Below are 25,279 nucleotides of genomic sequence, written 5' to 3' on the forward strand. Positions count from 1 at the left end.
TGACGGATAGACCGCCGGAATATTTATTTTGCAGGCCGTGTTCACGGCCCGCTTCGTGCCGATCAGACCGGAGACTTCATGTGCCAGTCTGTCGCCTGCTGGTATTGATGGGCGATGTTGAGCAGGCGTGCCTCGTCGAAATAGTTGCCGGTCAGTTGCAATCCGACAGGACGTTTCGCGTGTTCGCCTTGACCGAAGCCACATGGAATCGACATGCCCGGCAGGCCGGCAAGGTTCGTCGACAGGGTGAAGATGTCACCCAGATAGTTGGCGACCGGATCGTCGGCCTTGTCGCCGAGGTTCCATGCGACGGTCGGGGAAACCGGTCCCATGATGACGTCGCATTGTGCAAAAGCGTCCTTGTAGTCCTGTGCGATCAGGCGGCGGACTTTCTGTGCCTGAATGTAGTAGGCGTCATAGTAACCATGGCTCAGAACGTAGGTGCCGACCAGAATGCGGCGCTGGACTTCGTCTCCGAAGCCTTCCGAACGGGTTTTGCGGTACATGTCCTGGATGTCGGTATAGTTTTCCGCCCTGAAACCGTAACGGACACCATCGAAACGGCTGAGGTTCGACGAGGCTTCCGCCGGTGCGATGACGTAGTAGGCAGGAATGCAAAGCGGCGTGTTTTTCAGGGAAATATCGACGAGTTTCGCGCCCAGTTTTTCGAATTCGGCAAGTGCTGTGCGGATCGGTTGTGCGACTTCGTCGGCCAGCCCTTCGCCAAAATATTCACCCGGTACACCGATGCGCAATCCGTTGAGCGGTTCATTGAGGGTTCGTGTGAAATCTTCAGGCTGGCGTTCGATGCTCGTGGAATCCTTGGGATCGAAACCGGTCATTTCGTTGAGCAGTAATGCGCAGTCTTCGGCGGTTTTTGCGATAGGACCACCCTGATCGAGCGACGAGGCGTAAGCGATCATGCCGAAGCGCGAGACGCGGCCGTAGGTCGGCTTGATACCGGTCACGCCGCAAAAGGCCGATGGTTGGCGGATAGAGCCGCCGGTATCGGTTGCAGTGGCTGCAGGCGTCAGGCGTGCGGCCACTGCAGCTGCGGAACCGCCGGACGAACCGCCAGGAACGGCAGCGGTATCCCAGGGATTGCGAACCGGACCGAAATACGAATTTTCATTGGCTGAGCCCATGGCGAATTCATCACAGTTGAGCTTGCCCAGATTGACCATCCCTGCATCCAGCAGTTTCTGGACGACGGTAGCGTTGAAAGGGCTGGTGTAGTTGGCCAGTATTTTCGAGCCGGCGGTGGAGCGCCAGTCTTTCGTGACGAAAATGTCCTTGTGTGCGATCGGGACGCCGGTCAGGGGATGCGCTTCGTTACGCGCGATCCGTTCATCGGCGGCTGCGGCCTGTTTGAGCGTCAGGGCTTCATCGACATGCAAAAAAGCGTTCAGGTCGCTTTCGCCGATCCGTTTCAGAAACAGTTTGGCCAGTTCGGTTGCGGAAATCTGTTTGGTCTGCAACATGGCAGACAGTTCCGATAGAGTTTTTGTATGCATGGTAAATGGCAATGGAATCGCTGAAGTCGCGGAATGCGGTACGAGCCGCCCGCGGTCTTATTCAATGACTTTGGGAACGAGGTACAGCCCGTTTTCGACAGCGGGTGCACAGGCCTGGTATTCGGTACGGTGGTTTTCTTCCGTGACGGCGTCGTCCCGCAATCTCAGGGAAACGTCATCCCTGTATGCAGAGACGGGATGTGCCAGCGGTTCGATACCGGTGGTGTCGACGGAGCGCAGCTGTTCCACCATGGCGAGGATGTCGTTTAGCTGTTCGGCCGTTTTTCTTAACTGTGTGTCGGAGACTTCCAGCTGTGCCAGCCGGGCGATGCGTTCCACATCGGAGAGTTCAAGAGGCATAATGATTTGACTGTTACAAAAAAATTCGGAGTGATCGGCAATTCGGTGCCGAACATCGGATATATCCCGTAAATTATAAGGTAGAATGTGCGGTTATTGCATAGTTGCACCTGAATTCGCGATTTGCCTGCTCAGGTGGATTCGGCGGTTTTGCCATACGGTTTTTTAGATATCGGGATTGTTCATGTTTGGATTTTTACGCGGTTATTTTTCAAATGATCTGGCGATTGATCTGGGTACGGCCAATACGCTGATTTATGTCAGGAATGCCGGCATCATTCTGGATGAACCTTCGGTCGTTGCGATAAGGCACGACGGGCATTCGGGGTCCAAGAAAAGCATTCAGGCAGTCGGCAAGGAAGCCAAGCAGATGCTGGGGAAGGTGCCTGGCAATATCGAAGCGATCCGGCCGATGAAAGACGGGGTGATTGCGGACTTCACCGTAACGGAGCAGATGCTCAAGCAGTTTATCCGGATGGTGCATAATTCCAAGTTTTTCCGTCCGTCGCCGCGCATTATCATTTGTGTTCCCTGCGGTTCGACACAGGTCGAACGCCGTGCCATCCGTGAATCGGCACTGGGAGCGGGGGCATCCAAGGTGTATCTGATCGAGGAACCGATGGCGGCAGCGCTGGGTGCCGGATTGCCGATTTCCGAAGCGACCGGTTCGATGGTGGTCGATATCGGTGGCGGTACGACGGAAGTCGGTATCATTTCGCTGGGTGGCATGGTGTACAAGGGGTCGGTTCGTGTCGGCGGCGACCGGTTCGATGAAGCGATCGTCAATTACATCCGGCGCAATTACGGCATGCTGATCGGCGAACAGACTGCCGAAGCGATCAAAAAGACGATCGGTTCCGCTTTTCCGGGTACGGAAATCAAGGAAATGGAAGTCAAGGGCCGTAACCTGTCAGAAGGTATCCCACGGGCGTTTACGGTTTCCAGCAACGAAATTCTGGAAGCCTTGACCGATCCGCTGAACAATATCGTTTCCGCAGTCAAGAACGCACTGGAACAGATTCCGCCGGAGCTGGGCGCTGATATCGCCGAAAGAGGCATGATGCTGACCGGTGGTGGCGCACTGCTGCACGATATCGACCGTCTGTTGATGGAAGAAACCGGTTTGCCGGTACTGATCGCAGAGGATCCGTTGACTTGCGTGGTACGTGGTTGCGGTATCGCGCTTGAAAAAATCGACGAATTCGAAACGGTTTTTTCCTATGAATAAATAAATAGCGATGTGCCCGGTCATGTGCTTTTGTGCGATGACCGGCACCATGCTGATGACGCCGGTTTCAGCTGTCCGGCAGCGAATGTTCCCATGCAATACGGCCCGCCTTCTCTTTTCAAACAGGGTACTCCTGCACGAGTGAAAGTCATCATTTTCGTGGTGGCTGCCATTGTGCTGCTTCTTGTCGATGCCCGTTTGCAAATGCTGGGCAAGGTGCGCCATGTGATCGGTATGGTGATTTATCCCGTCCAGCGCATGGCCATGGTGCCGCGCGACCTGTTTGAGCTGACTGGCGAATATCTGACGTCGGTAAGCGAATTGCATGATGAAGTCGACAGGTTGCGCGAGAAGGAAATACAGGATGCGCAAGTGCTTGAGCGCGTCGCGTTTCTGGAAAACGAAAACCGGCACTTGCGTGAATTGCTGGGTATGAGCCAGCAACTCAAGGTCAAGTCCGTTCCTGCCGAAATTCTCTATGACGCGCGCAATGCTTTTGTGCGCAAGGTGGTGTTGAATCGCGGATCACGTGATGGTGTGCTTCCGGGACAGCCGGTTATCGATGAAAACGGTGTGATCGGGCAAGTGACGGAAGTCTATCTGACGACTTGTGAAGTGACACTGTTGACCGACAAGGATCAGGCTATTCCGGTATTGAATGCACGCAGCGGGGAACGCAGCGTCGCTTACGGGAAAGGGCAACAGGGGTATCTGGAATTGCGTTTCATGATGGCCAATGCCGATATCGAGCAAGGCGATTTGCTGGTTACGTCGGGAATCGACGGGGTATATCCGCCCGGACTGGCCGTGGGCCGGGTCGCCATGATGCATGACAATGGCGATGATTCGTTCAGGGGTATCATTTGCGAGCCGTCGGCAGGGATCAACAGGAATCGGCAGGTATTGGTTTTGCTCTCCGATACGAACGTTACGCCGCGTCCGACGACCAGCGAACGGACGGTTACGACCCGCAAGCGTGAAACTCCGCAACAAAGTGATGCAGGAAAGGGAAAATGATCGGCATGAAACGGACTCCGGAAAGGATTTTGCTGCCTGTCAGCCCGGTTTTTATCGCATTCAGCCTGTTTGTTGCGTTCATGCTCAATCTCCAGCCATGGGGACACTGGATCGGCGTGCCGGATTTCGTTGCGCTGGTTCTGGTTTTCTGGGGTATACACCAGCCTCAGCGTGTAGGGATCGGTATTGCGTTTTGTATGGGTCTGCTCATGGATGTCAATGACGCTACCCTGCTTGGCGAAAATGCGCTGGCTTATACTTTGCTGAGCTATTTCGCGATCACATTGCACCGGCGGGTTCTCTGGTTTCCGTTGAAAAAACAGGTCTGGTATATTCTCATGCTGTTGCTGGCCACCCAGCTGATACAGATTCTGGTGCAGCATATCGTCGGCCATCACATTTCAAGCTGGTTGTATCTGATAGACAGTTGCGTCGGTGCCATGCTGTGGCCGGTGGTGACCATGATTCTTCTGGCACCGCAGCGTCGTTCCGTCGATACGGACATGGATCGTTCCATATGATGCCGTTACGTCTTTTGCAGGCGGACTTTTTGGCTGAATCGATGTCCGGCTTGTCTGGTCAGTGCTTTTGGGACGGGGTAAGGCGATGTCGCATCTGAATGATACCGATGGTGAATTGCACCGTTTCAGGAAACGGATCATGGCGCTTGCCATTTTCGTTTTGTTCTGTTTTTTTCTGTTGTTGTTGCGGTTCGTGTGGTTGCAGATCATACGTCACAGCAATTATGCGGCGCAGGCTGACGAAAACCGGATTTCGATTGTGCCGACCATGCCGGCCCGGGGCGTGATTACCGATCGTAACGGGGTGGTGCTGGCCGACAATTACTCGGCCTATACGCTGGAGATCACGCCTGCCAAGATACAGGGAAAAGTCGATGAAGTGATCGGTGAACTGTCGGAGCTTGTCGAAATTTCGCCTTTCGAGATCAAACGTTTCAAAAGGCGTATGGAAGAAACGAAACGTTTTGAAAGTGTTGTCCTCAAGTCCAAGCTGACCGATGCGGAAGTGGCGCGTTTTACGGTACAGCGTTACCGTTTTCCGGGGGTCGAAGTCCAGGCCAGGATGTTCCGGCAATATCCGCTGGGCGAGGTGGCGTCTCATGCGATCGGATATATCGGGAGAATCAGCCAGAAAGATATGGATCGTTTGCCTGAGGAAGAGGAAACCAATTATCAGGGGACGACGCATTATGGCAAGGAAGGGATCGAAAAAAATTATGAAAGTATCCTGCACGGTGTGACGGGATACGAGGAAATGGAGGTTTCGGCCAGCGGTCGGGCTGTCCGCACGCTTTCCACCCGTTCGACGGTACCCGGAAGCAATCTGATTCTCTCGATCGATATCGAGTTGCAGAAGGTGGTTGAAGAAGCGTTCGGCAAACGGCGTGGTGCGCTGGTGGCGATGGATCCGTCGACTGGCGAGATTCTCGCTTATGTGTCCAAACCGACTTTCGATCCGAACCTGTTTGTCGATGGTATCGACCAGCAGAACTGGGATGCGCTGAATACGTCGATCAACCGGCCGCTGATCAACCGGCCGGTTCGTGGTGCATATCCTCCCGGTTCGACTTACAAGCCTTTCATGGCCCTGGCAGCACTGGAATTGGGATACCGCACGCCGCAGGCGGCCATCAATGATCCGGGATATTTCAATTATGGCAATCACCGTTTCCGGGATGACAAGGTCGGTGGACATGGGATCGTCGATATGTACAAATCGATCGTGCAGTCATGCGATACGTATTACTATGTGCTGGCTTCGGAAATGGGTGTCGATACCATGCATGATTTCATGAAACAGTTCGGTTTCGGTGAAAAGACGGGTATCGATTTGCCGCATGAACGGAAGGGGATTTTGCCTTCGACGCAATGGAAACAGTCCGCTTATCGCAATCCGGCGCAGAAGAAATGGTATGCCGGTGAAACGATTTCGCTGGGGATCGGGCAGGGCTATAACACGTTTACACCGGTTCAGCTCGCTTTTGCGACAGCATTGCTGGTCAATAACGGTTCGGCCGCACGCCCCCATCTGGTGAAAGAAATCGAGGATGGTGTGACGCACGAGCGCCGGCCTGTCGTGACGGAAACGGTCAAACTTGATCTTAAACAGGAAAATATCAATGTCGTCAAGCGTGCGATGGTCGGTGTGACGACGGAAGGGACGGCTGCCAGGGTTTTCGGTGGCGCCGGTTATATTTCCGGCGGCAAAACGGGGACAGCACAGGTGATCGGTATCGGCAAGAACGAAAAGTACAATGCGGCGGTGCTGGCGGAACACAAGCGGGATCATGCGCTTTATACCGCATTTGCGCCCGTGGACAATCCCAGAATCGTCATTGCGCTGATTGTCGAAAATGCCGGTTTCGGCGGGACGGCGGCGGCGCCGATCGCCAGAAAGGCGATGGATTATTTCCTGCTCGGCAAGAAGTCGTCACCGACGCCTGTTGTGCCGGCAGTGACGGATTCAGCGGAATATCCCGATATGCCGGATGAGGATGTCCAGCCGATGATAACGCCGGCGATTCCCGATGAAGACAGTACGGATGAAGAGTGACAGATCATGAATGGATACCAGGATGTGATACGCAACCGGATCAGGATGTGGATGAACGTGTTCGATGGACCGCTGGCACTGATCGTTTTTCTTATCATGTCGGTCGGGATTATCACGCTGTATTCGGCCGGTATCGATTTTCCGGGACGTGTCGAAGATCAGCTTCGCAATATCCTGATCTGTTTCGTCATTATGTGGATCGCAGCCAGTGTACCGCCGCAGACGCTGATGCGATTTGCCGTTCCGATTTATACGGTGGGGATTGCCTTGCTGCTGGCCGTGGCGATGTTTGGGCTGATCAGGAAAGGGGCGCGTCGCTGGCTCAATCTCGGTATCATCATCCAGCCTTCGGAAATCATGAAAATCGCGTTGCCGCTGATGCTGGCATGGTTTTTCCAGAAACGGGAAGGGCATATCGGCTGGAAGGAATATGCCATGGCAATGTTGTTGTTGGCCATTCCTGCCGGACTGATCATGAAACAGCCCGATCTGGGAACGGCACTTTTGGTGGCTGCAACCGGTTTTTATGTCATTTTTCTGGCCGGACTGGCCTGGAAAGCCATTGCTGCCATGGTGGTGGGTGCACTGGCATGTATGCCGATTATCTGGACATTGCTCCATGATTACCAGCGGCATCGTGTCATGATGCTGATCGATCCGACTTCCGATCCGCTTGGCAAGGGATTTCATATCATTCAGTCGGTTATCGCTATCGGTTCGGGCGGTGTCACCGGAAAGGGATGGTTGCAGGGAACACAGGCGTATTTGCATTTCATTCCGGAACGTACGACGGACTTCATTTTCGCCGTTTTTTCCGAAGAATTCGGTTTGATCGGCAATATCGTGCTGATGGTGTTGTATTTGCTGCTGATCGCGCGGGGACTTGTGATCGCGTTGCATGCCTCGTCGGTGTTTTCACGACTTTTGGCAGGGGCGATCACCATGATGTTTTTCATGTATGCCTTCGTCAATATGGGCATGGTCAGCGGGATTTTGCCGGTTGTCGGTGTGCCTTTGCCATTCATGAGTTATGGCGGGACGGCGATGGTGACACTGGGATTGGGAACCGGCATTCTGATGAGTATCCAGCGACATCGCAAACTGGTGCAGACCTGAGATGGTTATGTACGGACCGTTTTTCAGCCGGCCGGCGAAAACCTGGCGGATTCCTGCTGAATGAACAAAAGCGTCAAGTTGGGTTATACTTTGAGTATTGACTGAGATTTTGTCGCTAGTGCTTTCTTTTTTAACCGGTTTTGAAGCCATGATGTTTCATGCGGGTTGAAGGGATCAAACGGGGTAGTGAAATGTTGTCTGAAAAAAGTCGCAATGGTCTGGTTTTGACGGCGATACTGGCATCGGTTTGTGCGTTGACGCTGACCGGTTGCGGTACTACGCAAAAGTCGTCCGGCAAGGTTGCATCCAAGAAGGCAGGCAAGGTCAAGGTCAAAAAAGGAGGGGGCTATTATCTGGATGACGGCCCGATGGACGAGGTGCCGGACAATCTTCTGGAAATTCCGGATGCAGAGCCGAAGGTCGAGAAATTGGCCAGCGGACCCAACAAGCCTTATGTTGTGTTCGGTCAGACGTATACACCCATGACGCAGCTGAGCGCTTACCGGAAACAGGGGGTAGGCAGCTGGTATGGCAAAAAGTTCCACGGACAGAAAACCTCATCGGGCGAACCGTATGACATGTTCAAGATGACGGCTGCTCATCCGACCTTGCCGATTCCCAGCTATGCGCGGGTCACCAGTCTGGAAACCGGGAAACAGGTGATCGTCAAGGTCAATGATCGTGGTCCTTTCCTGTCCAATCGTATTATCGATCTTTCCTATACGGCGGCATACAAGCTGGGGTATCTGGAAAAGGGTAGCGGCAGGGTGGAAGTGGAGTTGTTGTTGCCCGATGAGATCGAACGGATCAATCTGGCCAGACAGAATGCTGGATCGCCGATCGGTGAGCCACAGGTGGCTGCTGCTCCCGTCGTGACGGAAAAACAGGAAACTGCCGCACCACCCGCGACGGTCGTCGCACAGGCTGATACACCGGCCCCAGCGAAACAGGAAACGGTTTCCGGCGGACAGGCCTATTATCTGCAGCTGGGCGCTTATCAGGAGGCCAGCAATGCGCAATCGTATCAGGCCAGTTTTTCGCTGAACTGGGCACATCGTCTGCCGTCGCTGGAAGTGGTGCAGTCGGGGAACTATTACAAGCTGTTTGCAGGACCGTTCAATACACTGGCCGAGGCGACACAGGTTGTGGAAGAAATGAAGAGTATGGGAACCAGTTCTTTTGTCGTTCGTCGTTAGGGATGAACGGTTGCGCGCGATGCGGAGGTGTCGCGCTGGCATGTACAAACGGAAAAAGGCAGGTGCATCACCTGCCTTTTTTGCCGGATCGGTTGCTCAGTCGCCGTACAGTTTCTGTTTCAGTTCACGCCGTTGTTGTGCTTCCAGGGACAGGGTGGCGGTAGGACGGGCCAGGAGCCGTGCGATGCCGATCGGCTCTCCGGTTTCGATACACCAGCCATAGTCGCCGGATTCGATGCTGGCCAGAGACTGTTTCACTTTTTTCAGCAGTTTGCGTTCACGGTCGCGTGTTCTCAATTCAAGCGCATGTTCTTCCTCGATCGTGGCGCGGTCGGCCGGATCGGGAACCAGAGTCGTTTCTCTCAGGTTTTCGGTGGTCTGGCCCGCGTTTCTGATGAGATCGCGTTCCATTTGCTGCAAACGGTTCTTGAAAAAGGCCAGTTGTGCAGGATTCATGTAGTCGTCATCGCTCATCTTGAGGATTTCTTCCTCGGTGAGCAGAGGAACGGTCTGAGTCGGCTTTCTGGTTTTGGTATTCACTTGTTTTGTTTCCTTTGCCTCAATAGATCAATGAATAAATAACCGGCAGTTTATTGCGGCATGTATTGCACTATGGTTTGAAATACCATGCAATGAAATTTAATCGACAAGATGATATCTGTCAAAAGCTCATGGCAATAAACGGGGAAATTTTTTTCCGGTATTTTTCATTGTGCAAGACTATCATGAAGTCCCTCGATAAAAATTGTCCTGGGCAGGTTTTTGCCAATAAAAACCAGTTTGCTTTCAGGCGGGTGCTTGTCGTCCCATTTTTCCACCACATCCGTTCCCATCAGTTGTTGTACGCCCTGGAATACCACTTTCCGGTCGGCGTCTTTCATATAGAGCACGCCTTTGTAACGGAGCATTTGTGGGCCGAACAGGGTGATCATCCGATCGAAAAAGTCGTTGAGCTTGTCGGGATCGAACGGTTTTTTGCTGTGGAAGACAAAGGAGTTGATGTCGTCGAGGTGGTGGGAACAGTCGCAATCCGCACCGCAAACATGGTCGTGGTGGTGATGGTCGTGGTCGTGTCCGTCATGATCCAGATCGATTTTCGAGCTGAGATTGAATCCGCGCAGATCGAGGACTTCGGCGACAGGAATGCGCCCGAAATCGACGGTGTGGATAGTCGCATGGGGGTTGATCCGGCGCAAACGCAAAGTCAGCAGTTCGACATCGTCGGCGCTGACCAGATCGGTTTTCGATATCAACAGCCTGTCGGCATAACCGACTTGCTGGCGTGCCTGTTCGTATTCGTCGAGTTGCCGCATGGCGAATACGGCATCCATCAGGGTGACGATACCGTCGATCATGTAGTCCTTGGCGACATCGTCTTCCAGAAAAAAGGTTTGCGCGACTGGTCCGGGATCCGCCAGGCCAGTGGTTTCGATCACGACACGGTCGAAACGGATATCTCCGTTTCGGCGTTTGTCGGCCAGCCTCGTCAGGGCGGTGACAAGATCGCTGCGGACAGTGCAGCAGATGCAGCCATTGCTCATTTCGACGATTTGTTCGGCATCGTCCTGTACGAGGATGTCGCTGTCGATGTTTTCTTCGCCGAATTCGTTTTCGATGACGGCGATACGTTGTTTGTGCTGGTTGTCCCTGAGGATTCGGTTGAGCAGGGTGGTTTTTCCGGCGCCGAGAAAGCCGGTGATGATGGTAACGGGTATCAGTGACATGGCATCGAATGCAGTTTTTTCTAGTCGTCCGGTTGGCCGGTTGCCGTATGGTACCGGCGTCGGTATCCGGTAAAAGTATGCTTTTTTAGCGCCCTGAAATCAAGCCTGTTGCCTGTGAGGGCTTCATGAGAAGACAGCGGTCCTGTTTATGGCGTGTTTTTTTTCTTGTGCGCTCTCGGGTGGGTCGCGTCGTAAACGCTGGCAAGATGCTGGAAGTCCAGTGCCGTATAGACTTGTGTGGATGCGATGGATGCGTGTCCAAGCAATTCCTGTACGGCGCGCAGATCGCCGGATGACTGGAGCAGGTGCGAGGCGAATGAATGCCGCAAGACGTGCGGATGGACATGGACTGGCAATCCCAGACGGCGTGCGTGTTCATTCAGTCGGGACTGGATAAGACGGGGGGACATGCGTCGTCTGCGGGAATTGAGAAAGAGGGCGTGAGCATGCCGGATGTCGCTTTCGGTATCGGACGTGGGGCGGACGGTGAGCCAGTTGCGGATGGCATTGATGGCGGCATCGCCGACAGGAACAGTGCGGGTCTTGTTGCCTTTGCCGGTGACGGTGACTTCTTTTTCGTCCAGATCGATCCAGCCTGCGGAGATGTACCCGGGTTGCCGGACGGCATGGATGTCGAGTCCTGCCAGCTCGGAGACGCGCAATCCGCTTGAATAAAGCAGTTCGAACATGGCATGGTCGCAAAGCGCACGGCTTTTGCTGTCCGGCGTGTCGTCATCGTCACCGGTAACGGTCGCGACCAGCCGGACGGCCTCATCGACCGGCAGTGCCTTGGGCAGCGGTTTGTCCTTGCGGGGGGCGTGGATGTCTTCGGCCGGATTGGCGGTGATGATGTTTTCTTCAAGCAGCCACAGGAAGAAACCGCGCCATGCCGAGAGTTTCCGGCTGATGGAGCGTGGTGAAAGGCCGCCGGCATGCAGGCGTGTTATGAAACGGCGCAGATCGGCTGGGCGGATTTCTGGCAAGGTGAGCGGTTCTGCCATCGCTGACAGTTCTTTTAGATCGCGTCGGTAGCCTTCCAGCGTGTGATCCGACAGTTGTCGCTGTCCGGCGAGCATGTCCAGATAGCGGGATATGAAACCGGCAGTGTACGGTTTGTCGGTCATGGTCTATGGTCAGACGGCCGCGAACAGGTCTGTCAGCGTTGCGCTGGCCAGTTTGCCGATGAGGCTCAGAAAATCGGTCGCCATCGCATTCTGGAAGCGTGTGGCATCCGGCGAACCGAGAACCAGCAGGCCGTCGGGCGTGGCGGCTTCGTTGCAGGACAAGACGATGATGGCAGCGGAGCGGATGCCGGCGGGGTTGGCGAGCCATTGGATGATATCGTGGTTTTGCTGGGTGACCCTGCCGCAAAAAGGGGTCTCCATGTTATTGGCGTATTGTCTGATCGTTTCGTCGACAGGTTGTGCAAACCAGCGTTGTGCATGTTCCGGCAGGGTATCCCACAGCCGCAGGTTGGCGTCCGGAACGTTGAATGTGGCCTTGAGCGTGTCGATGACGACACGTGGCATGTCGTCATTATGGCGATATTGCATCAGGCGGCAGGCCCAGTCCAGAATCTTGTCCATGAGTTGACGGTTTTCGCGTGCGTTGTGCATCAGGCTGGACAGTTTCAGTTCCTGTGCCTTGTTGCGGCTTCGCAGTACCTCGATCTGGCGTTCATGCAGTGAGATGGCTTTGCCGATGACCGGACTGGTCAGTTTCAGTTCCGGCAGGATGTCTGCATGGTGTTCGAAAAAATCGGGGTGTTCAAGGAGATATTGGACAACGGTCTGTGAGTCGATAGCCTGCGTCATGGTCGTTCCGGTTTTTAACGATGGGGTCAGTTGAAAACGCCATTTTAACCGAGCCGAAGTCGGGATGGTTTGGCTGGTGTGCAAATCTGTATTGTGCTTGTTTGCCAGATCGGCGAAAAGATGTCGTTGTGCCTGCAGGGCAACGTTTCAGAGGGCGATTCTGGCAATCTCGTTTAAACTGGAATTTTTTGTTTTGAGCTGAAAATACAATGACGACGTATGCTTTGGGTGATATTCAGGGGTGCCAGCCGCAGTTGCAACAGTTGCTGGCGATGATCGAACGTGAAACGCCGGATGCCGGATTGTTGTTTGCCGGTGACCTGGTCAATCGTGGGCCGGCTTCTCTCGAGGCATTGCGGCAGGTGAAGGCATTGGGGGACCGGGCGGTATCGGTATTGGGAAATCACGATTTGCATTTGCTGGCGATCGCTTGTGGTATCCGTCCGATGAAGGCAGGAGATTCGATCCAGCCGATTCTGGATGCACCGGACAGAGATGCGTTGATCGACTGGGTGCGGCATCGACCGATGGCATATGCCATCGGTGAGGGAATGCTGATGGTGCATGCCGGGGTATTGCCGCAATGGGATATGGAAAAAACGCTGGCGCTGGCGCATGAGGTCGAAACGGTATTGCGTGGTCCGGACTGGAAGGATTTTCTGGCGGAGATGTATGGCAATTCGCCGGACAAATGGGATGATGCATTGACGGGCAGCGCACGCCTGCGCTGCATCGTGAACGGTTTGACGCGCCTGCGTTTCTGTACGGCTGACGGACAGATGGAATTCGCCAGCAAGATGGGAACGGATACGGCACCTGAAGGCTATATGCCGTGGTTTGAAGTGCCAGACAGAAAGACCCGGCATGATACCGTGGTGTTCGGTCACTGGTCCACGCTGGGTCTTATGCTGCGCGACAATCTGCTTGCGCTGGATACCGGTTGTGTCTGGGGCGGGAAACTTACGGCTGTGCGTCTTGACGATCGCGCGCTGTTTCAGGTGGATTGCCCCGGTTTTCTGGAGCCTGGGACTGTTCCTGCGGCAGAACGGAAACAATGACTTCACGTGCCTGCTGGGACAGTGTCTTGCGATGCATGCCGGCAGTGTCCATGACCGGCAGGACGGTCAGTTCGGCCAGGATGTAATCGGAATTGAATACGTTTTTCATGCTTTGTGCCAGACTGATGTCGCCGCTGGAATCGACGGCCTGTTCGTATTGTCCGTTACGGTCGATGTAGCGCAATGCGAACGGCTGGACAGGCAGACCGGCATGGATCGCACCTTCGAACAGATTGGGGTGAAAAGGCAGCATTTTTCCCTGTCGGCCGGTCGTGCCTTCCGGAAAGAAAATACAGCGTTCCCGTGCCTGAAGGTTCTTGACCAGTGTCTCCAGTGTGCTCTTGAGGTTTCGCGCGCTGCTGCGTTCCAGAAAAAGGGTGCCGGTCTTGCGCGAGAGCCAACCGACCATGGGCCAGTTCGCCATGTCCGCCTTGGCGATGAAATGTCCCGATACGACTGAATAGATCAGGAAAATATCGAGCCAGGAAACATGGTTGGCGACGATGAGCGCCCGTGATGACAGCAGTTCCGGATTGACGATTTTTACGGTCACACCGCAGATGTCCAGCAGTTTTTTAGACCATTTCTGGACATAGCGGTTTTTCGCGTCGTTGTCGATGAACGGATAGACGACAGTGCCGTATACAAAAGCGCCCAGTGTATGGAGCAGCAGGCGGAAAAAACAGAAAAACGATCTCATGGCAGCAGGTGTTTATCGTTCGTAGGCGATGCGTCCGCCGATGATGGTCATGCGGACGCGTCCCGGAATTTCCTTTCCGAGAAACGGAGTATGTTTGCCCTGGCTGGCCAGTTCCGAAGCGCTGACTGTCCAGCGTGCCGAAGGGTCGAAAATACAGATGTCGGCTGCCTCGCCGACGTTGATGCGACCGCATGGCAGCTTGAGTATGCGTGCAGGTTCGGCGGTGATTCTGGCGATGGCCTGACTGAGCATGTCGGAACTGTCGCAGTGTTCCATGGCCCATTTCAGGGTAAGCGGCAAGAGTAGTTCCAACCCGGTTGCGCCCGGTGAGGCTTCGCCGAACGGCAGGAGTTTTTCGTCATCATCCACCGGCGTGTGATCCGAGCAGATGGCGTCGATGGTTCCGTCGAGCAGGCCTTGCGTGATCGCATCACGGTCTGCCTCCGAGCGAAGGGGGGGCGTCAGACGGGCGTTGCTGTCGAAATAGTCGATGTCGTCTTCGGTCAGGTGCAGGTGATGGATGCCGACGTCGCAGGTGACGGGCAAGCCTTCTTTTTTGGCTTGCCGCACCAGTTCGATGCCTTTGGCTGTGGACAGGCGGCACAGGTGTACCCGTGCACCGGTGACACGCATCAGTTCGAATATCGCATGCAGGCTGATGGTTTCGGCAATGGACGGGATGCCGATAAGTCCGAGACCTGCGGCAACGCGACCGGAGTGCGCCATGCCGTTTTTCGCCAGAAACGGATCTTCCGGTTGCAGCCAGGAGCAATACTGGAATGAATTGGCATATTGCAGGGCGCGCAGCAAGACTTCGGTATCGGGTATGGGTTCGTTGGCATGGGAAAAGCCGACGCAACCGGCATCGGTCAGTTCGGCCATTTCCGTCAGTTTTTCACCCTTGAGGCCGACGGTCAATGCACCCAGCGGGTAGACGTGCGCCTGGTTTCTGGCGGCTGCACGGTATTTCAGCATTTCGACCAGTCCGGGTTCGTCCAGTACCGGGTCGGTATCGGGCGGACAGACCAGACTGGTGACGCCGCCGGCGATGGCGGCTTGCATTTCGGATTCCAGGGTTGCCTTGTGTTCGTATCCGGGTTCGCGAAGGCGTGCCGCCAGATCGACAAGGCCAGGGGCGACGACCAGTCCATCGGCGTCAATCGTTCTGTCAGGGGTGAAGCCGGGTACCGGTTGTCCCCCTTCGGCAATAGCGAAAATTTTCCCGTCGGCGATGGCGATGTTGCGGATGCCGTCGGTCTTGTTGGCGGGATCGACCAGCCGTCCGTTTTCGATAAGAAGTTTCATTTCGGTATGTCCTCAAAAACTGTCCTGTTGTCAGTTGCCTGCCAGAATGCTCATGACGGCCATTCTGACGGCAATGCCGTAGGTTACCTGCGACAGGATGACGGCCTGATCGCCGTCTGCAACGGCAGAGTCGATTTCGACACCACGGTTCATCGGGCCGGGGTGCATGACGATAGCGTCCGGTTTTGCCAGTGCAAGTCGTTCGGGGGTCAGCCCGTAGCTTTTGAAAAATTCCTGTGCCGACGGCAGCAGGGCGCCGTTGATACGTTCGTTTTGTACGCGCAGCATGATGATGACGTCGACGCCTTTGAGCCCTTCGTTCATGTCGTTGAACATGCGGATGCCCATGTCTTTCATGGCCGGTGCAAGCAAGGTGGTCGGGCCGATGACGCGGATTTCGGGAACGCCCAGCGTTTTCATGGCGTGGATATCCGAACGTGCGACACGGCTGTGCAGTACGTCGCCGACGATGGCGACCGTCAGGTTCGAAAAGTCCTTTTTGTAGTGCCGGATCGTGTACATGTCCAGAAGTCCCTGTGTCGGGTGGGCGTGACGTCCGTCGCCGGCATTGACGACATGGATATGATCCAGTCCGTTTTCATTGAGATGGCGGGCGATCAGGAACGGTGCCCCGGACTGGGCATGACGGACGACGAACATGTCGGCGCTCATGGCGGTCAGGTTGTCCACGGTGTCGAGCAGGGATTCCCCCTTGCTGGTCGAGGACGATGCGATATTGAGGTTGATGACGTCGGCGGACAGGCGTTTGGCCGCGATTTCGAAAGTCGTCCGGGTACGGGTCGAATTTTCGAAAAAGAGATTGAATACGCTTTTGCCGCGCATCAGGGGCACTTTTTTGACTTCCCGATCCGAGACGCTGACGAATGAGGAAGCGGTGTCCAGAATGTAGGTGAGAATATCTTTCGGCAAACCGTTCAGGGCCAACAGGTGCCGCAGCTCGCCGTTGCTGTTTAGTTGAGGATTAGGCATTTTCCACCGTCAGAGAAAAAGAGTTGTCATCGGATTGTTGCAAAACCAGTTTCTCGTTTTTGTCCAGCGAGACGTTTGCAGCGACGAAATCGGCAGCGATCGGCAATTCCCGTCCGCCACGGTCGATCAGGGCGGCCAGCAGAATGCGTGCAGGGCGTCCGTAGTCGAACAGTTCGTTGATGGCGGCGCGGGTCGTTCGTCCGGTATACAGCACGTCGTCGATCAGCAAGATGGTGGCGCCATCCACATCGAAGGGAATCTGTGTCGGTTTCACTTCGGCAGGCAGTCCCTTTTCTGCGTAGTCGTCCCGGTAAAAGGAAACGTCGATAAAACCGGGCGGGTTTTCCAGTTGCAGGTCGGATACGATGCGTTCGGCGATCCATGCGCCGCCGGAACGGATGCCGACGATGGCGACTTTCGGTTCGTCCGAGAGTGCCTGACGTACCTGGGTCAGCAGTTTGCGGTAAAGCGTTTCCGCATTCAGTTCAGTTATGGATGGGTTCATCGAGGTATTGTTGCAAAATAAGGGCGGCGGCATGGGCATCGTCCGCTTCGCCGGGTTTGAAATTCAGAACGGATGAAGTATACCGCTCATCGACCAGTATTGTATCCAGTGAGAACCTGCCGTGCAGCTGGTTGGCAAAACGACGGCAGCGTTTCGTCATTTCATGTTCCGTGCCGTCGGGGTAAAAAGGCAGACCGACGACCAGTTTCGCCGGTTGCCATTCGCTGATGAGTTTCCCGATTTCGGCAAAACGCCTGTCGTTGGATTCGGCGTGGATGACGGTCAGCGGGCGCGCGCTTTTTGACAGGTCGTTGCCGATGGCGCATCCGATACGCTTCAGTCCGAAATCGAAGGCGAGTATGACTGCGGAACCGGTATTCATGGCTGTTTTGTACCTGTTATGCCGGCAACGGACGGTAAAAAGGGATCATGCATGTCCTACCTCGCTTGCCAGTCGTGACGGATCGAAGCCCAGGAGACGGACCGCCGCATTGTATCGTTCATGGATGGGCAAGTCGAACATGATGGCCGGATCGGCAGCGACAGTCAGCCAGCCGTTGTGGCTGATTTCGTCTTCAAGCTGGCCGGCGCTCCATCCGGCATAACCGATGCTTACCAGCATTCTTTCAGGACCGGTTCCGGATGCGATGGCTTCGAGTACATCGCGCGATGTCGTGAAAGCGACCTGATCCGATATTTTAAGCATTGAGGTGAATTCGGCATCGGGAGAGTGCAGGACGAATCCGCGATCTTCCTGCACGGGACCTCCGAACATGACGGGTTTCCGGATCGGTGCCGGGATTTCCAGTTTCATGTTCAGCCGTTCCAGCAGATGATCGATGGTGATGTCCATCGGTTTGTTGATGACGACGCCGAGTGCGCCACGCTCGTTGTGTTCGCACAGATATACGACACTGCCACCGAAGATCGGATCGTGCATCGATGGCATGGCGATCAGAAAATGGTTCGATAGGTTCATGGCTGTTTGTCGTATGGTTGATAATCCGGCAGCGGTTTTTCGCTGTTGCATTTGCCTTTTGATATTGTATCAGTGTTCGCATGTTCCACTCATGTCTTGAGGATTTTCGGCTGCGTGTTTGCCACGGAAGTCTTGCTTTGCCGTTTTATGACCGTTCGGGGGATCGGAGAATGGCTTTCTGGGCGCAAAGCAGGGTAGAATATGCAAAATTTGCAGCGAAAACAGGATTGGTTTTCGCTATTGCGACAAAATTTATTCTGCCAGTCAAAATGAGTATCAAGTCTGATAAATGGATCCGGCGCATGGCTGAGGAATATGGAATGATCGAGCCGTTCGAGCCTCGTCAGGTCCGTTCCATCGACGACAGGAAGATCGTGTCTTACGGTGTTTCCTCGTACGGTTACGATATCCGGTGTGCCGATGAGTTCAAGATTTTCACGAATATCAACAGCACGATCGTCGATCCCAAGAATTTCGATGAAAATTCGTTCGTCGATGTCAAAAGCGACGTCTGCATCATTCCGCCCAATTCATTTGCGCTGGCCAGAACGGTCGAGTATTTCCGTATTCCGCGTAATGTGCTGACGGTCTGTCTGGGAAAATCGACGTATGCCCGTTGCGGCATTATCGTCAACGTGACGCCTTTCGAGCCTGAATGGGAAGGTTATGTCACGCTGGAATTTTCCAATACGACACCGTTGCCTGCCAAGATCTATGCGTGGGAAGGTTGCGCACAAGTGCTGTTTTTCGAAAGCGACGAAGTGTGCGAAACATCGTACCGTGACAGAAACGGCAAATATCAGGGACAGGTCGGCGTGACCTTGCCTAAGGCGTAGGAACGGGCTTGTCTGTCGAACGCAGGTTTTGTCATGCTGCGATGGTCCCGAAGTTTCAGGCCTGACGCTGGGTAAAAGCTGGTTTTCGTGGATGAATCAAAAAAAACGGCTCTGAATGAGCCGTTTTTTTTTTGCGGAAGCGGCCGGTCGGAACCGGCCTGTCATGAATCAGTGTTTTGCCGTCGGGTTGTTTTGTGCAACTTTTTCACGGAAAACACGGATTTCTTCCAGTGCTTCGCGTGCCAGTAACAGGGCACTTTCCATATCGGGAGCCAGATACTTGCCGAGAACGGTATCAAGTCGCAGACGTTTGAGTTGCTGCAATGGATGGTCTGTCGCATTGGCGATGATCAGAACCTTGTGATTGGCGGCCAGATTGCGCTGGAAACCCTCGATGATATCGCCGGCGCTGTTGTCCAGGGAAATGAGTTCACGGAAGTCGAAAATAATGACGTCAGGGGCATCCGGCGAGGTGATGACCTTGGGGTCTGTCGCCGCTTCCAGTTTTGAAATGGAACCGAAAAACAGCGCGCCTTCCATCAGCCATGCCTGAACCTTTTCAGGAACATCGGGTGGCAGGGTGATAGGCAGCACACGGGTCAGCGTGTTCATGCGGTACATGAAGAAAAGGGATGCGACGGCCAGACCGACTTCCACAGCGACGGTCAGATCGAAAATGACGGTCAGGAAAAAGGTGGCCAAAAGCGTGGCCTTGTAGGACATGGTGAACTGGCGCAGGCGGATGAATTCGTACCAGTTGCCCATGTTGAAAGCCATGAAAAGCAGGATGGCCGACAGACAGCATAGCGGGACATTGGCCGCCAGAGGAGCGGCTGCCAGAACGATGACCAGCAGTGTCAGGGCATGGATGATGCCTGCTACCGGCGATACGGCACCGCTCTTGATGTTCGTGACGGTACGTGCGATGGTACCGGTCGATGGCATGCAACCGAAGAAAGGAACGACACAGTTGGCGATGCCTTGTCCCATCAGTTCCTGGTTGGGATCATGCCGGTCATGGATGATGGAATCTGCCACACGGGCGCAAAGCAGTGATTCGATGGCGCCGAGCAGTGCCAGCGTCAGTGCCGGACGGATCAGCTGTTCAAACGATTCCAGGGAAAGTTCAGGAACCACGAATGTCGGCAGCGATTGCGGAATGCCACCGAAGCGGCTGCCGATGGTTTCGACAGGCAGATGGAAGAAGGTGACCAGGGATGTCATGATGACCAGCACGATAATGGTGCTGGGGATATGGGCCATCCAGCGTCTCAGTGCCGAACTGCTGGCTGTCCAGGTGCGTGGCCACAGAAAGACGATCAGGAGCGAAGCGGCACCAAGGCCGATCGAATATGGGTTGATGGTGTTGATGGCGCCGTACAGTGCCTTGATCTGCGAGAAGAAATCGGCAGGCATTTTCTGGATTTCCAGTCCGAGAAAATCCTTGACCTGTGACAGGCCGATCAGGACGGCGATACCGTTGGTGAACCCGATGACGGTAGATACCGGAATAAAACGGATGAAGCTGCCGATTTTGAACAGCCCCATCAGGAAAAGGAAAATGCCGGACATGAAGGTTGCGATCAGCAGGTTTTGTACACCGTACTGGGCGATGATGCCATACACGATGACGATGAACGCGCCTGCCGGGCCGCCGATCTGGACTTTGCAGCCACCGAACAGGGATATCAGGAAACCGGCGAAAATGGCGGTGTAGATACCAGCTTCAGGTGTCAGGCCGGAAGCGATGGCGAAAGCCATGGCCAGTGGCAGAGCTACAATGCCGACGGTCAGGCCTGCGGAAAGGTCGCTGGTGAAATTGCCGACGGAATAACCTTTGAGCAGCGACATGGTCGCCGGATAAAAGCGTGCGATCGGAAATTTACGCAAGGCAGTAGAAATATGCTGTTTTACGCTCATGTTTTTTACTTCCTGGGTGGGATGATACTGACTGTGCGATTTATGACCCTCTTTGTCCGGAAACATGTATAAATGGTGGAAAAACCATTAAGAATACGAGGATAAAAACCTGTTAAATGATAATACAAACGTTCCTGTTTCGTCAGTATCTGACGCCTGTTTTCATGGTGTCTCTGGATAATGATTTTCTGAAATGGCGACGGAACGATATTCTTATTATTTTTTTATATAAATACCTTTGTCGTTTTCATATTTGAGCGGTGCTGATATACTTTTTTATACGGTGTTTTTCAGTTGAAACGATTGGATTGAAAAGCAGTGTGACGGGAACGTCGCACGGATAATATGGCGAATACGGTTGCAGGAAAGGGCGGTGGCATACAGGTCGCTTTGCCGATATCCGGTGGATGGTATGCAGTTGTGTGGTGTGGCGGATTGCAGGGGCTTCGGCATGCATCGAGGCAGGGGGCGCCGGTCGTGCCGTACCTGAGGGAAAATAAGGCTTGATTGTTATTCTATTAAGCGATAGCTTATGTGCATTCCCGATTTCGGAAAAAAAGATGTCATCACGGTTTACATGGCCCGTCAGGGTGTATTTTGAAGACACCGACGCGGGTGGGGTCGTTTTTTACGGCAATTATCTGAAATTTTACGAGCGTGCGCGCACCGAGTGGCTGCGTTCGCTCGGTATCGGCCAGCAGTTTCTGAAAGAAGCATACGGTATTTTGTTCGTCGTGAAAAACGTATCGGTCGATTACCGGCGTTCTGCCGTTCTGGACGATGCCTTGCAGGTGACCAGTGAGGTGGCATGGATGAAGGGGGCTTCGCTGGGGTTCGAACAGGGAGTCTGGCGCGGTGATACCCTGCTTTCCAGTGCGAAGGTGACGATTGTCTGTGTGGACAGGCAGACGATGCGTCCGGTGCCGATTCCCGGTGATGTGGCGGAAAAGATGGTTGCGGTACGCCGGGAAACAGGTGAGTGAGAGAACCGGCGAATTACCGGAAAAAGTAAAGGATGAACCGTTTCACATGGAGACGGTTTGAAGTTCAACTTATTGTTAACACTGAAAAATGACAGTTTCCCAGGATTTATCGTTCATTTCGCTGATATCCAATGCTTCGCTGCTTGTGCAGCTGATTATGGCGTTGCTGCTTGTCGTTTCGCTTTTGAGCTGGACGTTTATTTTCCAGAAAATGTTCGCCATCAAGAATGCACGGGTCGAAACCGAGAATTTCGAACACGCTTTCTGGTCGGGTGGCAATCTGCAAAGCCTTTACCAGCGTGCAGGCAGCAATAACAAGACCGGTGCGCTGGAACGGATTTTCTATGCCGGAATGGGAGAATATATCAAGGGCAAAAATACCATCGCCGGACATTCGACCCAGGATACCGTGGCGCTTCTCGACGGGGCACGCCGTGCGATGCGTGCGGCATATCAGCGTGAAATGGACAGCCTGGAATCCCATCTGTCGTTTCTGGCTTCGGTCGGTTCCGTTTCCCCATACGTCGGGTTGTTCGGTACGGTCTGGGGGATCATGAATGCATTTCGCGGTTTGGCCAATGTCCATCAGGCCACGTTGGCCACTGTCGCACCGGGGATCGCCGAAGCATTGATCGCCACGGCGATCGGTCTGTTCGCCGCGATTCCGGCAGTGGTCGCCTATAACCGTTATTCTCACGATATCGACCGTCTGTCCATCCGTTTTGAAACGTTCGTCGAAGAATTTTCCAATATTCTCCAGAGACAGTCATAACAGGTGCCATTATGTCCGAACAGTTTTCAGGTTCATTGCGAGGGACGCGGAAAAACAAGTTCAAGTCCGAGATCAACGTGGTGCCGTATATCGATGTCATGCTGGTGCTGCTGGTCATTTTCATGGTGGTGGCACCTGTGACCAATCCCGGTGTCGTCGATTTGCCTTCGGCTGAACGGACGGCCTTGCCACCTTCTGACTATATCCAGATTTCGCTCAGACCGGATGTGTCTGCGGAAATCGGTATTCATCGTCCCGGCAAGGGAAGGGATGTGTTCGAATCGGTGCCCGACAGGGATGCATTGATGAAAAACCTTCAGATTTTGCATGCCGAAAATCCGGATTTGCCGGTACTGATCGCAGCGGACAAGAATATTATCTACAACGAGGTCATCCAGGTGATATCCGACGCGAAGAAGATGGGTATCCGTCGGGTTGGTCTGGCAACGCGGTAAGAGGATAGTTGTCGCGCCATGGAAAACGGTCTGTTGTCCATTCCCAAGGAAAAGAAAATGAAGCCGGCGTTTGTGCTGGCTTTGGCGGTGCATCTTGCACTGGTGGCTTTTTTGTGGGTCGGTGTGAGCTGGCAAGCCGATACCGGCGATATGGTCGAAGCGGAAGTCTGGGATATCAAGGTTCGTGAAGCGGCACCGCTGGCGGCAGGTGAACGTTCCGAGTTGGCAGCTGCGGAACCGGTACCGGAACAGGCAGCCGTCAATGAACCCGCTCCACCGCCGCCTGCACAGCGTCATCAGGCCGAGCCCGAACCGGTTCGGGATACGCCGCCCGATATCGCGCTGGAACAGGAACGCAAAAAGGCGCAACGTCAGGCAGAACAAAAGAAACTTGCCGAACAGAAACAGGCTGAACAGCTCAGGCAGCAGGAAGAACAGGCACGTCGCAAGAAAGAAGCGGATGATGCCAAAAAGAAACAGAAAGCCGATGCGGCGGCCGCCAAACGTGCACGTGCCTTGCTTGATCAGGAAGCACGCCGGATTGCCGGAGGCGGCAGCGGCGGCGGCAAGGGCAAGGGTTCCGGTGGAGGCGGAACGGCCACGCATGGTCCGACGGGCAGCGGTGGTACCGGTACGTCACCGTATTCAACCGGCCCAGGCAAGGCAGACGGTGGTTATATCCAGAAAGTGGCGGCGAAAATCAAGTCGAATACATCGTTTAATGTGCCGGCTTCGCTGGAAGGCAATCCGCCGGTCATTTATGACGTCGAATTGCTACCGGACGGAACTTTGCGTAATATACGCAAACGGAAATCGTCGGGTATTGCAGGGTTTGATGAAGCGGTGTTGAGGGCTATTGAAAAATCCGCTCCGTATCCCAAAGACCGGTCGGGACGTGTACCGTCCGGGTTTACACTGACGCACAAGCCGAAGGGATGAATGTGAATACAAAATCGTTATGCCGTTTTTTATGGGCGCTGGGGTTGTCATGGCTGATGGCTGCTTCCGCGCTGGCCCAGGATCATCTGAATATCCAGATTTCCGGTGTGGGCGCCAGCCAGATTCCTGTGACGATCGCAGGTTTTGCCAACGATACGGGCACACCGCAGAAAATCACGGATATCATCAAGGCAGATCTGGCACGCACCGGTCTTTTCCGGCTGGTCGGAACCGATGCCGTCGTGCCGGAGTCGGCCAGTATCGATTACAAACAATGGAAAGCCAATGGCGCCGATGCGCTGGTGACCGGTACGGTACAAAAAACGGCGAACGGAAAAATCGATGTTCGTTACCGTCTTTACGATCTGGGCAAGGCTTCCCAGTTGTCGGCCCTGTCAATGGTCGCGCCTGCGAACATGACGCGGGTGACGGCACACAAGATCGCGGACGATATTTATGAGAAACTGACCGGTATCAAGGGGATGTTCAGCACCCGGATTGCTTATGTGGTCAAGTCGGGCAGGGAATACCGTCTGGAAATCGCCGATTCCGACGGCGAAGGCCGGCAGGTGGCCTTGAGATCGAGCGAACCGATCATTTCCCCGTCATGGTCGCCGGACGGTACGCGGGTCGCCTATGTATCGTTCGAGGCCAAAAAGCCGGTTGTCTATGTACAGAATCTGGTGACGCGCCAGCGTACGGTCGTCGCCAATTACAAGGGCAACAATTCGGCGCCGGCATGGTCGCCTGACGGTAGCAAACTGGCGGTGGCTCTCTCGAAGAACGGTTATACGCAGATTTATACTGTCAATTCCAGTGGTGGTGGCTTGCAACAGTTGACCAATACCCGCAGCATCAATACGGAACCGCAATTTTCGGCCGATGGCCGCTGGATCTACTTTACCAGCGATCGCAGCGGAGGGCCGCAGATTTACCGGATTGGTGTCAATGGTGGTGAAGCGAAACGTGTGACGTTCGCGGGCAGCTACAATATCAGTCCGCGGGTGTCGCCGGATGGCAAGTCGCTGGCGTATATTTCGCGCAGGGGCGGCGGATACCAGTTGTATCTGATGGATCTGGAAAACGGTCAGGAACAGCGGTTGTCCGATACGTCGCGTGACGAGTCACCGAGTTTTTCTCCGAATGGCCAGTTCATTATGTATGCAACGGGTGCTGGCAGTCGGGGTGTGTTGTCGGTGGTGTCGGTGGATGGACGTGTCAAACAGCGTCTGACCATGAAGGCAGCCGATGTTCGTGAACCCTCATGGGGTCCTTTCATGAAATAACATTGATA

General features: G+C 54.4%; 26 protein-coding genes. 13 read left to right on the top strand and 13 right to left on the bottom strand.

What is annotated here, in order from left to right; all coding sequences use genetic code 11:
- Positions 1-62: 62 nt before the first annotated feature.
- Both gatA and gatC read right to left on the bottom strand, forming a co-directional pair.
- The gene (gatA, locus tag NAI64_RS01060) at positions 63-1,514 is read right to left on the bottom strand and encodes an Asp-tRNA(Asn)/Glu-tRNA(Gln) amidotransferase subunit GatA (protein ID WP_269296927.1); all 1,452 of its coding nucleotides are present in this window, start codon (positions 1,512-1,514) and stop codon (positions 63-65) included.
- 57 nt (positions 1,515-1,571) lie between these two features.
- On the bottom strand, positions 1,572-1,874 hold the full coding sequence (gene gatC, locus NAI64_RS01065; RefSeq protein WP_269296929.1) for an Asp-tRNA(Asn)/Glu-tRNA(Gln) amidotransferase subunit GatC: 303 nt from the start codon (positions 1,872-1,874) through the stop codon (positions 1,572-1,574).
- 184 nt (positions 1,875-2,058) lie between these two features.
- Between gatC and NAI64_RS01070 the strand changes: the two genes are divergently transcribed.
- The 6 genes from NAI64_RS01070 to NAI64_RS01095 all read left to right on the top strand — a co-directional run bounded on the left by NAI64_RS01070 (position 2,059) and on the right by NAI64_RS01095 (position 9,005).
- A complete protein-coding gene (locus NAI64_RS01070) occupies positions 2,059-3,102 on the top strand; it encodes a rod shape-determining protein (protein WP_269296931.1) in 1,044 nt (347 codons plus the stop codon).
- A gap of 93 nt (positions 3,103-3,195) precedes the next feature.
- A complete protein-coding gene (mreC, locus tag NAI64_RS01075) occupies positions 3,196-4,119 on the top strand; it encodes a rod shape-determining protein MreC (protein WP_269296933.1) in 924 nt (307 codons plus the stop codon).
- A 5-nt stretch (positions 4,120-4,124) separates the two neighbouring features.
- Complete coding sequence (mreD, locus tag NAI64_RS01080) at positions 4,125-4,640, top strand: rod shape-determining protein MreD (RefSeq protein WP_269296935.1); 516 nt, start codon at positions 4,125-4,127, stop codon at positions 4,638-4,640.
- Between the two features lie 85 nt (positions 4,641-4,725).
- Positions 4,726-6,693, top strand: a complete 1,968-nt coding sequence (gene mrdA, locus NAI64_RS01085; RefSeq protein ID WP_269296937.1) for a penicillin-binding protein 2 — start codon at positions 4,726-4,728, stop codon at positions 6,691-6,693.
- A 6-nt stretch (positions 6,694-6,699) separates the two neighbouring features.
- Positions 6,700-7,809 carry a rod shape-determining protein RodA gene (rodA, locus tag NAI64_RS01090; protein ID WP_269296939.1) on the top strand — a complete coding sequence of 370 codons (1,110 nt, stop codon included), beginning with the start codon at positions 6,700-6,702 and terminating at the stop codon, positions 7,807-7,809.
- Positions 7,810-8,000: 191 nt separating this feature from the next.
- A complete protein-coding gene (locus NAI64_RS01095) occupies positions 8,001-9,005 on the top strand; it encodes a septal ring lytic transglycosylase RlpA family protein (RefSeq protein ID WP_269296941.1) in 1,005 nt (334 codons plus the stop codon).
- Between the two features lie 96 nt (positions 9,006-9,101).
- Here NAI64_RS01095 and dksA read toward each other — a convergent pair whose 3' ends face one another.
- The 4 genes from dksA to NAI64_RS01115 all read right to left on the bottom strand — a co-directional run bounded on the left by dksA (position 9,102) and on the right by NAI64_RS01115 (position 12,543).
- Complete coding sequence (gene dksA / locus NAI64_RS01100; protein ID WP_269296943.1) at positions 9,102-9,545, bottom strand: RNA polymerase-binding protein DksA; 444 nt, start codon at positions 9,543-9,545, stop codon at positions 9,102-9,104.
- A gap of 167 nt (positions 9,546-9,712) precedes the next feature.
- Positions 9,713-10,729 (bottom strand): CobW family GTP-binding protein, encoded by a 1,017-nt coding sequence (locus tag NAI64_RS01105; protein ID WP_269296945.1) that lies wholly within the window; start codon positions 10,727-10,729, stop codon positions 9,713-9,715.
- A 146-nt stretch (positions 10,730-10,875) separates the two neighbouring features.
- The gene (gene xerC, locus NAI64_RS01110) at positions 10,876-11,853 is read right to left on the bottom strand and encodes a tyrosine recombinase XerC (RefSeq protein WP_269296947.1); all 978 of its coding nucleotides are present in this window, start codon (positions 11,851-11,853) and stop codon (positions 10,876-10,878) included.
- 9 nt (positions 11,854-11,862) lie between these two features.
- On the bottom strand, positions 11,863-12,543 hold the full coding sequence (locus NAI64_RS01115; protein WP_269296949.1) for a DUF484 family protein: 681 nt from the start codon (positions 12,541-12,543) through the stop codon (positions 11,863-11,865).
- A gap of 209 nt (positions 12,544-12,752) precedes the next feature.
- Here NAI64_RS01115 and NAI64_RS01120 point away from each other — a divergent pair, with 209 nt between their 5' ends.
- Positions 12,753-13,601, top strand: a complete 849-nt coding sequence (locus tag NAI64_RS01120) for a symmetrical bis(5'-nucleosyl)-tetraphosphatase (RefSeq protein ID WP_269296951.1) — start codon at positions 12,753-12,755, stop codon at positions 13,599-13,601.
- Here the strand turns inward: NAI64_RS01120 and NAI64_RS01125 are convergent.
- The 6 genes from NAI64_RS01125 to NAI64_RS01150 are packed head-to-tail and all read right to left on the bottom strand — an operon-like array spanning position 13,504 to position 18,131.
- Positions 13,504-14,301, bottom strand: coding sequence for a lysophospholipid acyltransferase family protein (locus NAI64_RS01125; protein WP_269296953.1), 798 nt, complete (start codon positions 14,299-14,301; stop codon positions 13,504-13,506). The genes NAI64_RS01120 and NAI64_RS01125 overlap by 98 nt on opposite strands.
- A 12-nt stretch (positions 14,302-14,313) precedes the next feature.
- The gene (locus tag NAI64_RS01130; RefSeq protein WP_269296955.1) at positions 14,314-15,606 is read right to left on the bottom strand and encodes a dihydroorotase; all 1,293 of its coding nucleotides are present in this window, start codon (positions 15,604-15,606) and stop codon (positions 14,314-14,316) included.
- 30 nt (positions 15,607-15,636) lie between these two features.
- Positions 15,637-16,596 carry an aspartate carbamoyltransferase catalytic subunit gene (locus tag NAI64_RS01135; RefSeq protein ID WP_269296957.1) on the bottom strand — a complete coding sequence of 320 codons (960 nt, stop codon included), beginning with the start codon at positions 16,594-16,596 and terminating at the stop codon, positions 15,637-15,639.
- Complete coding sequence (pyrR, locus tag NAI64_RS01140; RefSeq protein ID WP_269296959.1) at positions 16,589-17,101, bottom strand: bifunctional pyr operon transcriptional regulator/uracil phosphoribosyltransferase PyrR; 513 nt, start codon at positions 17,099-17,101, stop codon at positions 16,589-16,591. The genes NAI64_RS01135 and pyrR overlap by 8 nt, the downstream gene beginning before the upstream one ends.
- Positions 17,082-17,483 carry a Holliday junction resolvase RuvX gene (gene ruvX, locus NAI64_RS01145; protein ID WP_269296962.1) on the bottom strand — a complete coding sequence of 134 codons (402 nt, stop codon included), beginning with the start codon at positions 17,481-17,483 and terminating at the stop codon, positions 17,082-17,084. Before ruvX ends, pyrR begins: the two co-directional genes overlap by 20 nt.
- Positions 17,484-17,528: 45 nt before the next feature.
- A complete protein-coding gene (locus NAI64_RS01150) occupies positions 17,529-18,131 on the bottom strand; it encodes a YqgE/AlgH family protein (RefSeq protein ID WP_407946899.1) in 603 nt (200 codons plus the stop codon).
- Between the two features lie 218 nt (positions 18,132-18,349).
- Here NAI64_RS01150 and dcd point away from each other — a divergent pair, with 218 nt between their 5' ends.
- Complete coding sequence (gene dcd, locus NAI64_RS01155) at positions 18,350-18,916, top strand: dCTP deaminase (protein ID WP_269296967.1); 567 nt, start codon at positions 18,350-18,352, stop codon at positions 18,914-18,916.
- 168 nt (positions 18,917-19,084) lie between these two features.
- On the opposite strand, the gene NAI64_RS01160 is transcribed toward dcd, so the two are convergent.
- A complete protein-coding gene (locus NAI64_RS01160) occupies positions 19,085-20,836 on the bottom strand; it encodes a SulP family inorganic anion transporter (protein ID WP_269296969.1) in 1,752 nt (583 codons plus the stop codon).
- Between the two features lie 560 nt (positions 20,837-21,396).
- Here NAI64_RS01160 and ybgC point away from each other — a divergent pair.
- The 5 genes from ybgC to tolB all read left to right on the top strand — a co-directional run bounded on the left by ybgC (position 21,397) and on the right by tolB (position 25,271).
- Positions 21,397-21,819 carry a tol-pal system-associated acyl-CoA thioesterase gene (gene ybgC / locus NAI64_RS01165; protein ID WP_269296971.1) on the top strand — a complete coding sequence of 141 codons (423 nt, stop codon included), beginning with the start codon at positions 21,397-21,399 and terminating at the stop codon, positions 21,817-21,819.
- 88 nt (positions 21,820-21,907) lie between these two features.
- Positions 21,908-22,591 carry a protein TolQ gene (tolQ, locus tag NAI64_RS01170; RefSeq protein ID WP_269296974.1) on the top strand — a complete coding sequence of 228 codons (684 nt, stop codon included), beginning with the start codon at positions 21,908-21,910 and terminating at the stop codon, positions 22,589-22,591.
- 11 nt (positions 22,592-22,602) lie between these two features.
- Positions 22,603-23,046 (top strand): ExbD/TolR family protein, encoded by a 444-nt coding sequence (locus tag NAI64_RS01175; protein WP_269296976.1) that lies wholly within the window; start codon positions 22,603-22,605, stop codon positions 23,044-23,046.
- Positions 23,047-23,064: 18 nt separating this feature from the next.
- Positions 23,065-23,985: a cell envelope integrity protein TolA gene (locus NAI64_RS01180; RefSeq protein WP_269296978.1), complete on the top strand. Its 921-nt coding sequence runs from the start codon at positions 23,065-23,067 to the stop codon at positions 23,983-23,985.
- A complete protein-coding gene (tolB, locus tag NAI64_RS01185; protein ID WP_269296980.1) occupies positions 23,982-25,271 on the top strand; it encodes a Tol-Pal system beta propeller repeat protein TolB in 1,290 nt (429 codons plus the stop codon). Before NAI64_RS01180 ends, tolB begins: the two co-directional genes overlap by 4 nt.
- Positions 25,272-25,279: the final 8 nt, after the last annotated feature.

This window comes from Oxalobacter paeniformigenes (genome assembly GCF_027158465.1).
GTDB lineage: Bacteria > Pseudomonadota > Gammaproteobacteria > Burkholderiales > Burkholderiaceae_D > Oxalobacter > Oxalobacter paeniformigenes.

Bases quoted from the DNA above. Each gene is read 5' to 3' on its own strand.
- gatA (WP_269296927.1), bottom strand. From the start codon at position 1,514: ATGCATACAAAAACTCTATCGGAACTGTCTGCCATGTTGCAGACCAAA.
- gatC (WP_269296929.1), bottom strand. From the start codon at position 1,874: ATGCCTCTTGAACTCTCCGATGTGGAACGCATCGCCCGGCTGGCACAG.
- NAI64_RS01070 (WP_269296931.1), top strand. From the start codon at position 2,059: ATGTTTGGATTTTTACGCGGTTATTTTTCAAATGATCTGGCGATTGAT.
- mreC (WP_269296933.1), top strand. From the start codon at position 3,196: ATGCAATACGGCCCGCCTTCTCTTTTCAAACAGGGTACTCCTGCACGA.
- mreD (WP_269296935.1), top strand. From the start codon at position 4,125: ATGAAACGGACTCCGGAAAGGATTTTGCTGCCTGTCAGCCCGGTTTTT.
- mrdA (WP_269296937.1), top strand. From the start codon at position 4,726: ATGTCGCATCTGAATGATACCGATGGTGAATTGCACCGTTTCAGGAAA.
- rodA (WP_269296939.1), top strand. From the start codon at position 6,700: ATGAATGGATACCAGGATGTGATACGCAACCGGATCAGGATGTGGATG.
- NAI64_RS01095 (WP_269296941.1), top strand. From the start codon at position 8,001: ATGTTGTCTGAAAAAAGTCGCAATGGTCTGGTTTTGACGGCGATACTG.
- NAI64_RS01105 (WP_269296945.1), bottom strand. From the start codon at position 10,729: ATGTCACTGATACCCGTTACCATCATCACCGGCTTTCTCGGCGCCGGA.
- xerC (WP_269296947.1), bottom strand. From the start codon at position 11,853: ATGACCGACAAACCGTACACTGCCGGTTTCATATCCCGCTATCTGGAC.
- NAI64_RS01115 (WP_269296949.1), bottom strand. From the start codon at position 12,543: ATGACGCAGGCTATCGACTCACAGACCGTTGTCCAATATCTCCTTGAA.
- NAI64_RS01120 (WP_269296951.1), top strand. From the start codon at position 12,753: ATGACGACGTATGCTTTGGGTGATATTCAGGGGTGCCAGCCGCAGTTG.
- NAI64_RS01125 (WP_269296953.1), bottom strand. From the start codon at position 14,301: ATGAGATCGTTTTTCTGTTTTTTCCGCCTGCTGCTCCATACACTGGGC.
- NAI64_RS01130 (WP_269296955.1), bottom strand. From the start codon at position 15,606: ATGAAACTTCTTATCGAAAACGGACGGCTGGTCGATCCCGCCAACAAG.
- NAI64_RS01135 (WP_269296957.1), bottom strand. From the start codon at position 16,596: ATGCCTAATCCTCAACTAAACAGCAACGGCGAGCTGCGGCACCTGTTG.
- pyrR (WP_269296959.1), bottom strand. From the start codon at position 17,101: ATGAACCCATCCATAACTGAACTGAATGCGGAAACGCTTTACCGCAAA.
- ruvX (WP_269296962.1), bottom strand. From the start codon at position 17,483: ATGAATACCGGTTCCGCAGTCATACTCGCCTTCGATTTCGGACTGAAG.
- NAI64_RS01150 (WP_407946899.1), bottom strand. From the start codon at position 18,131: ATGCAACAGCGAAAAACCGCTGCCGGATTATCAACCATACGACAAACA.
- dcd (WP_269296967.1), top strand. From the start codon at position 18,350: ATGAGTATCAAGTCTGATAAATGGATCCGGCGCATGGCTGAGGAATAT.
- NAI64_RS01160 (WP_269296969.1), bottom strand. From the start codon at position 20,836: ATGAGCGTAAAACAGCATATTTCTACTGCCTTGCGTAAATTTCCGATC.
- ybgC (WP_269296971.1), top strand. From the start codon at position 21,397: ATGTCATCACGGTTTACATGGCCCGTCAGGGTGTATTTTGAAGACACC.
- tolQ (WP_269296974.1), top strand. From the start codon at position 21,908: ATGACAGTTTCCCAGGATTTATCGTTCATTTCGCTGATATCCAATGCT.
- NAI64_RS01175 (WP_269296976.1), top strand. From the start codon at position 22,603: ATGTCCGAACAGTTTTCAGGTTCATTGCGAGGGACGCGGAAAAACAAG.
- NAI64_RS01180 (WP_269296978.1), top strand. From the start codon at position 23,065: ATGGAAAACGGTCTGTTGTCCATTCCCAAGGAAAAGAAAATGAAGCCG.
- tolB (WP_269296980.1), top strand. From the start codon at position 23,982: ATGAATGTGAATACAAAATCGTTATGCCGTTTTTTATGGGCGCTGGGG.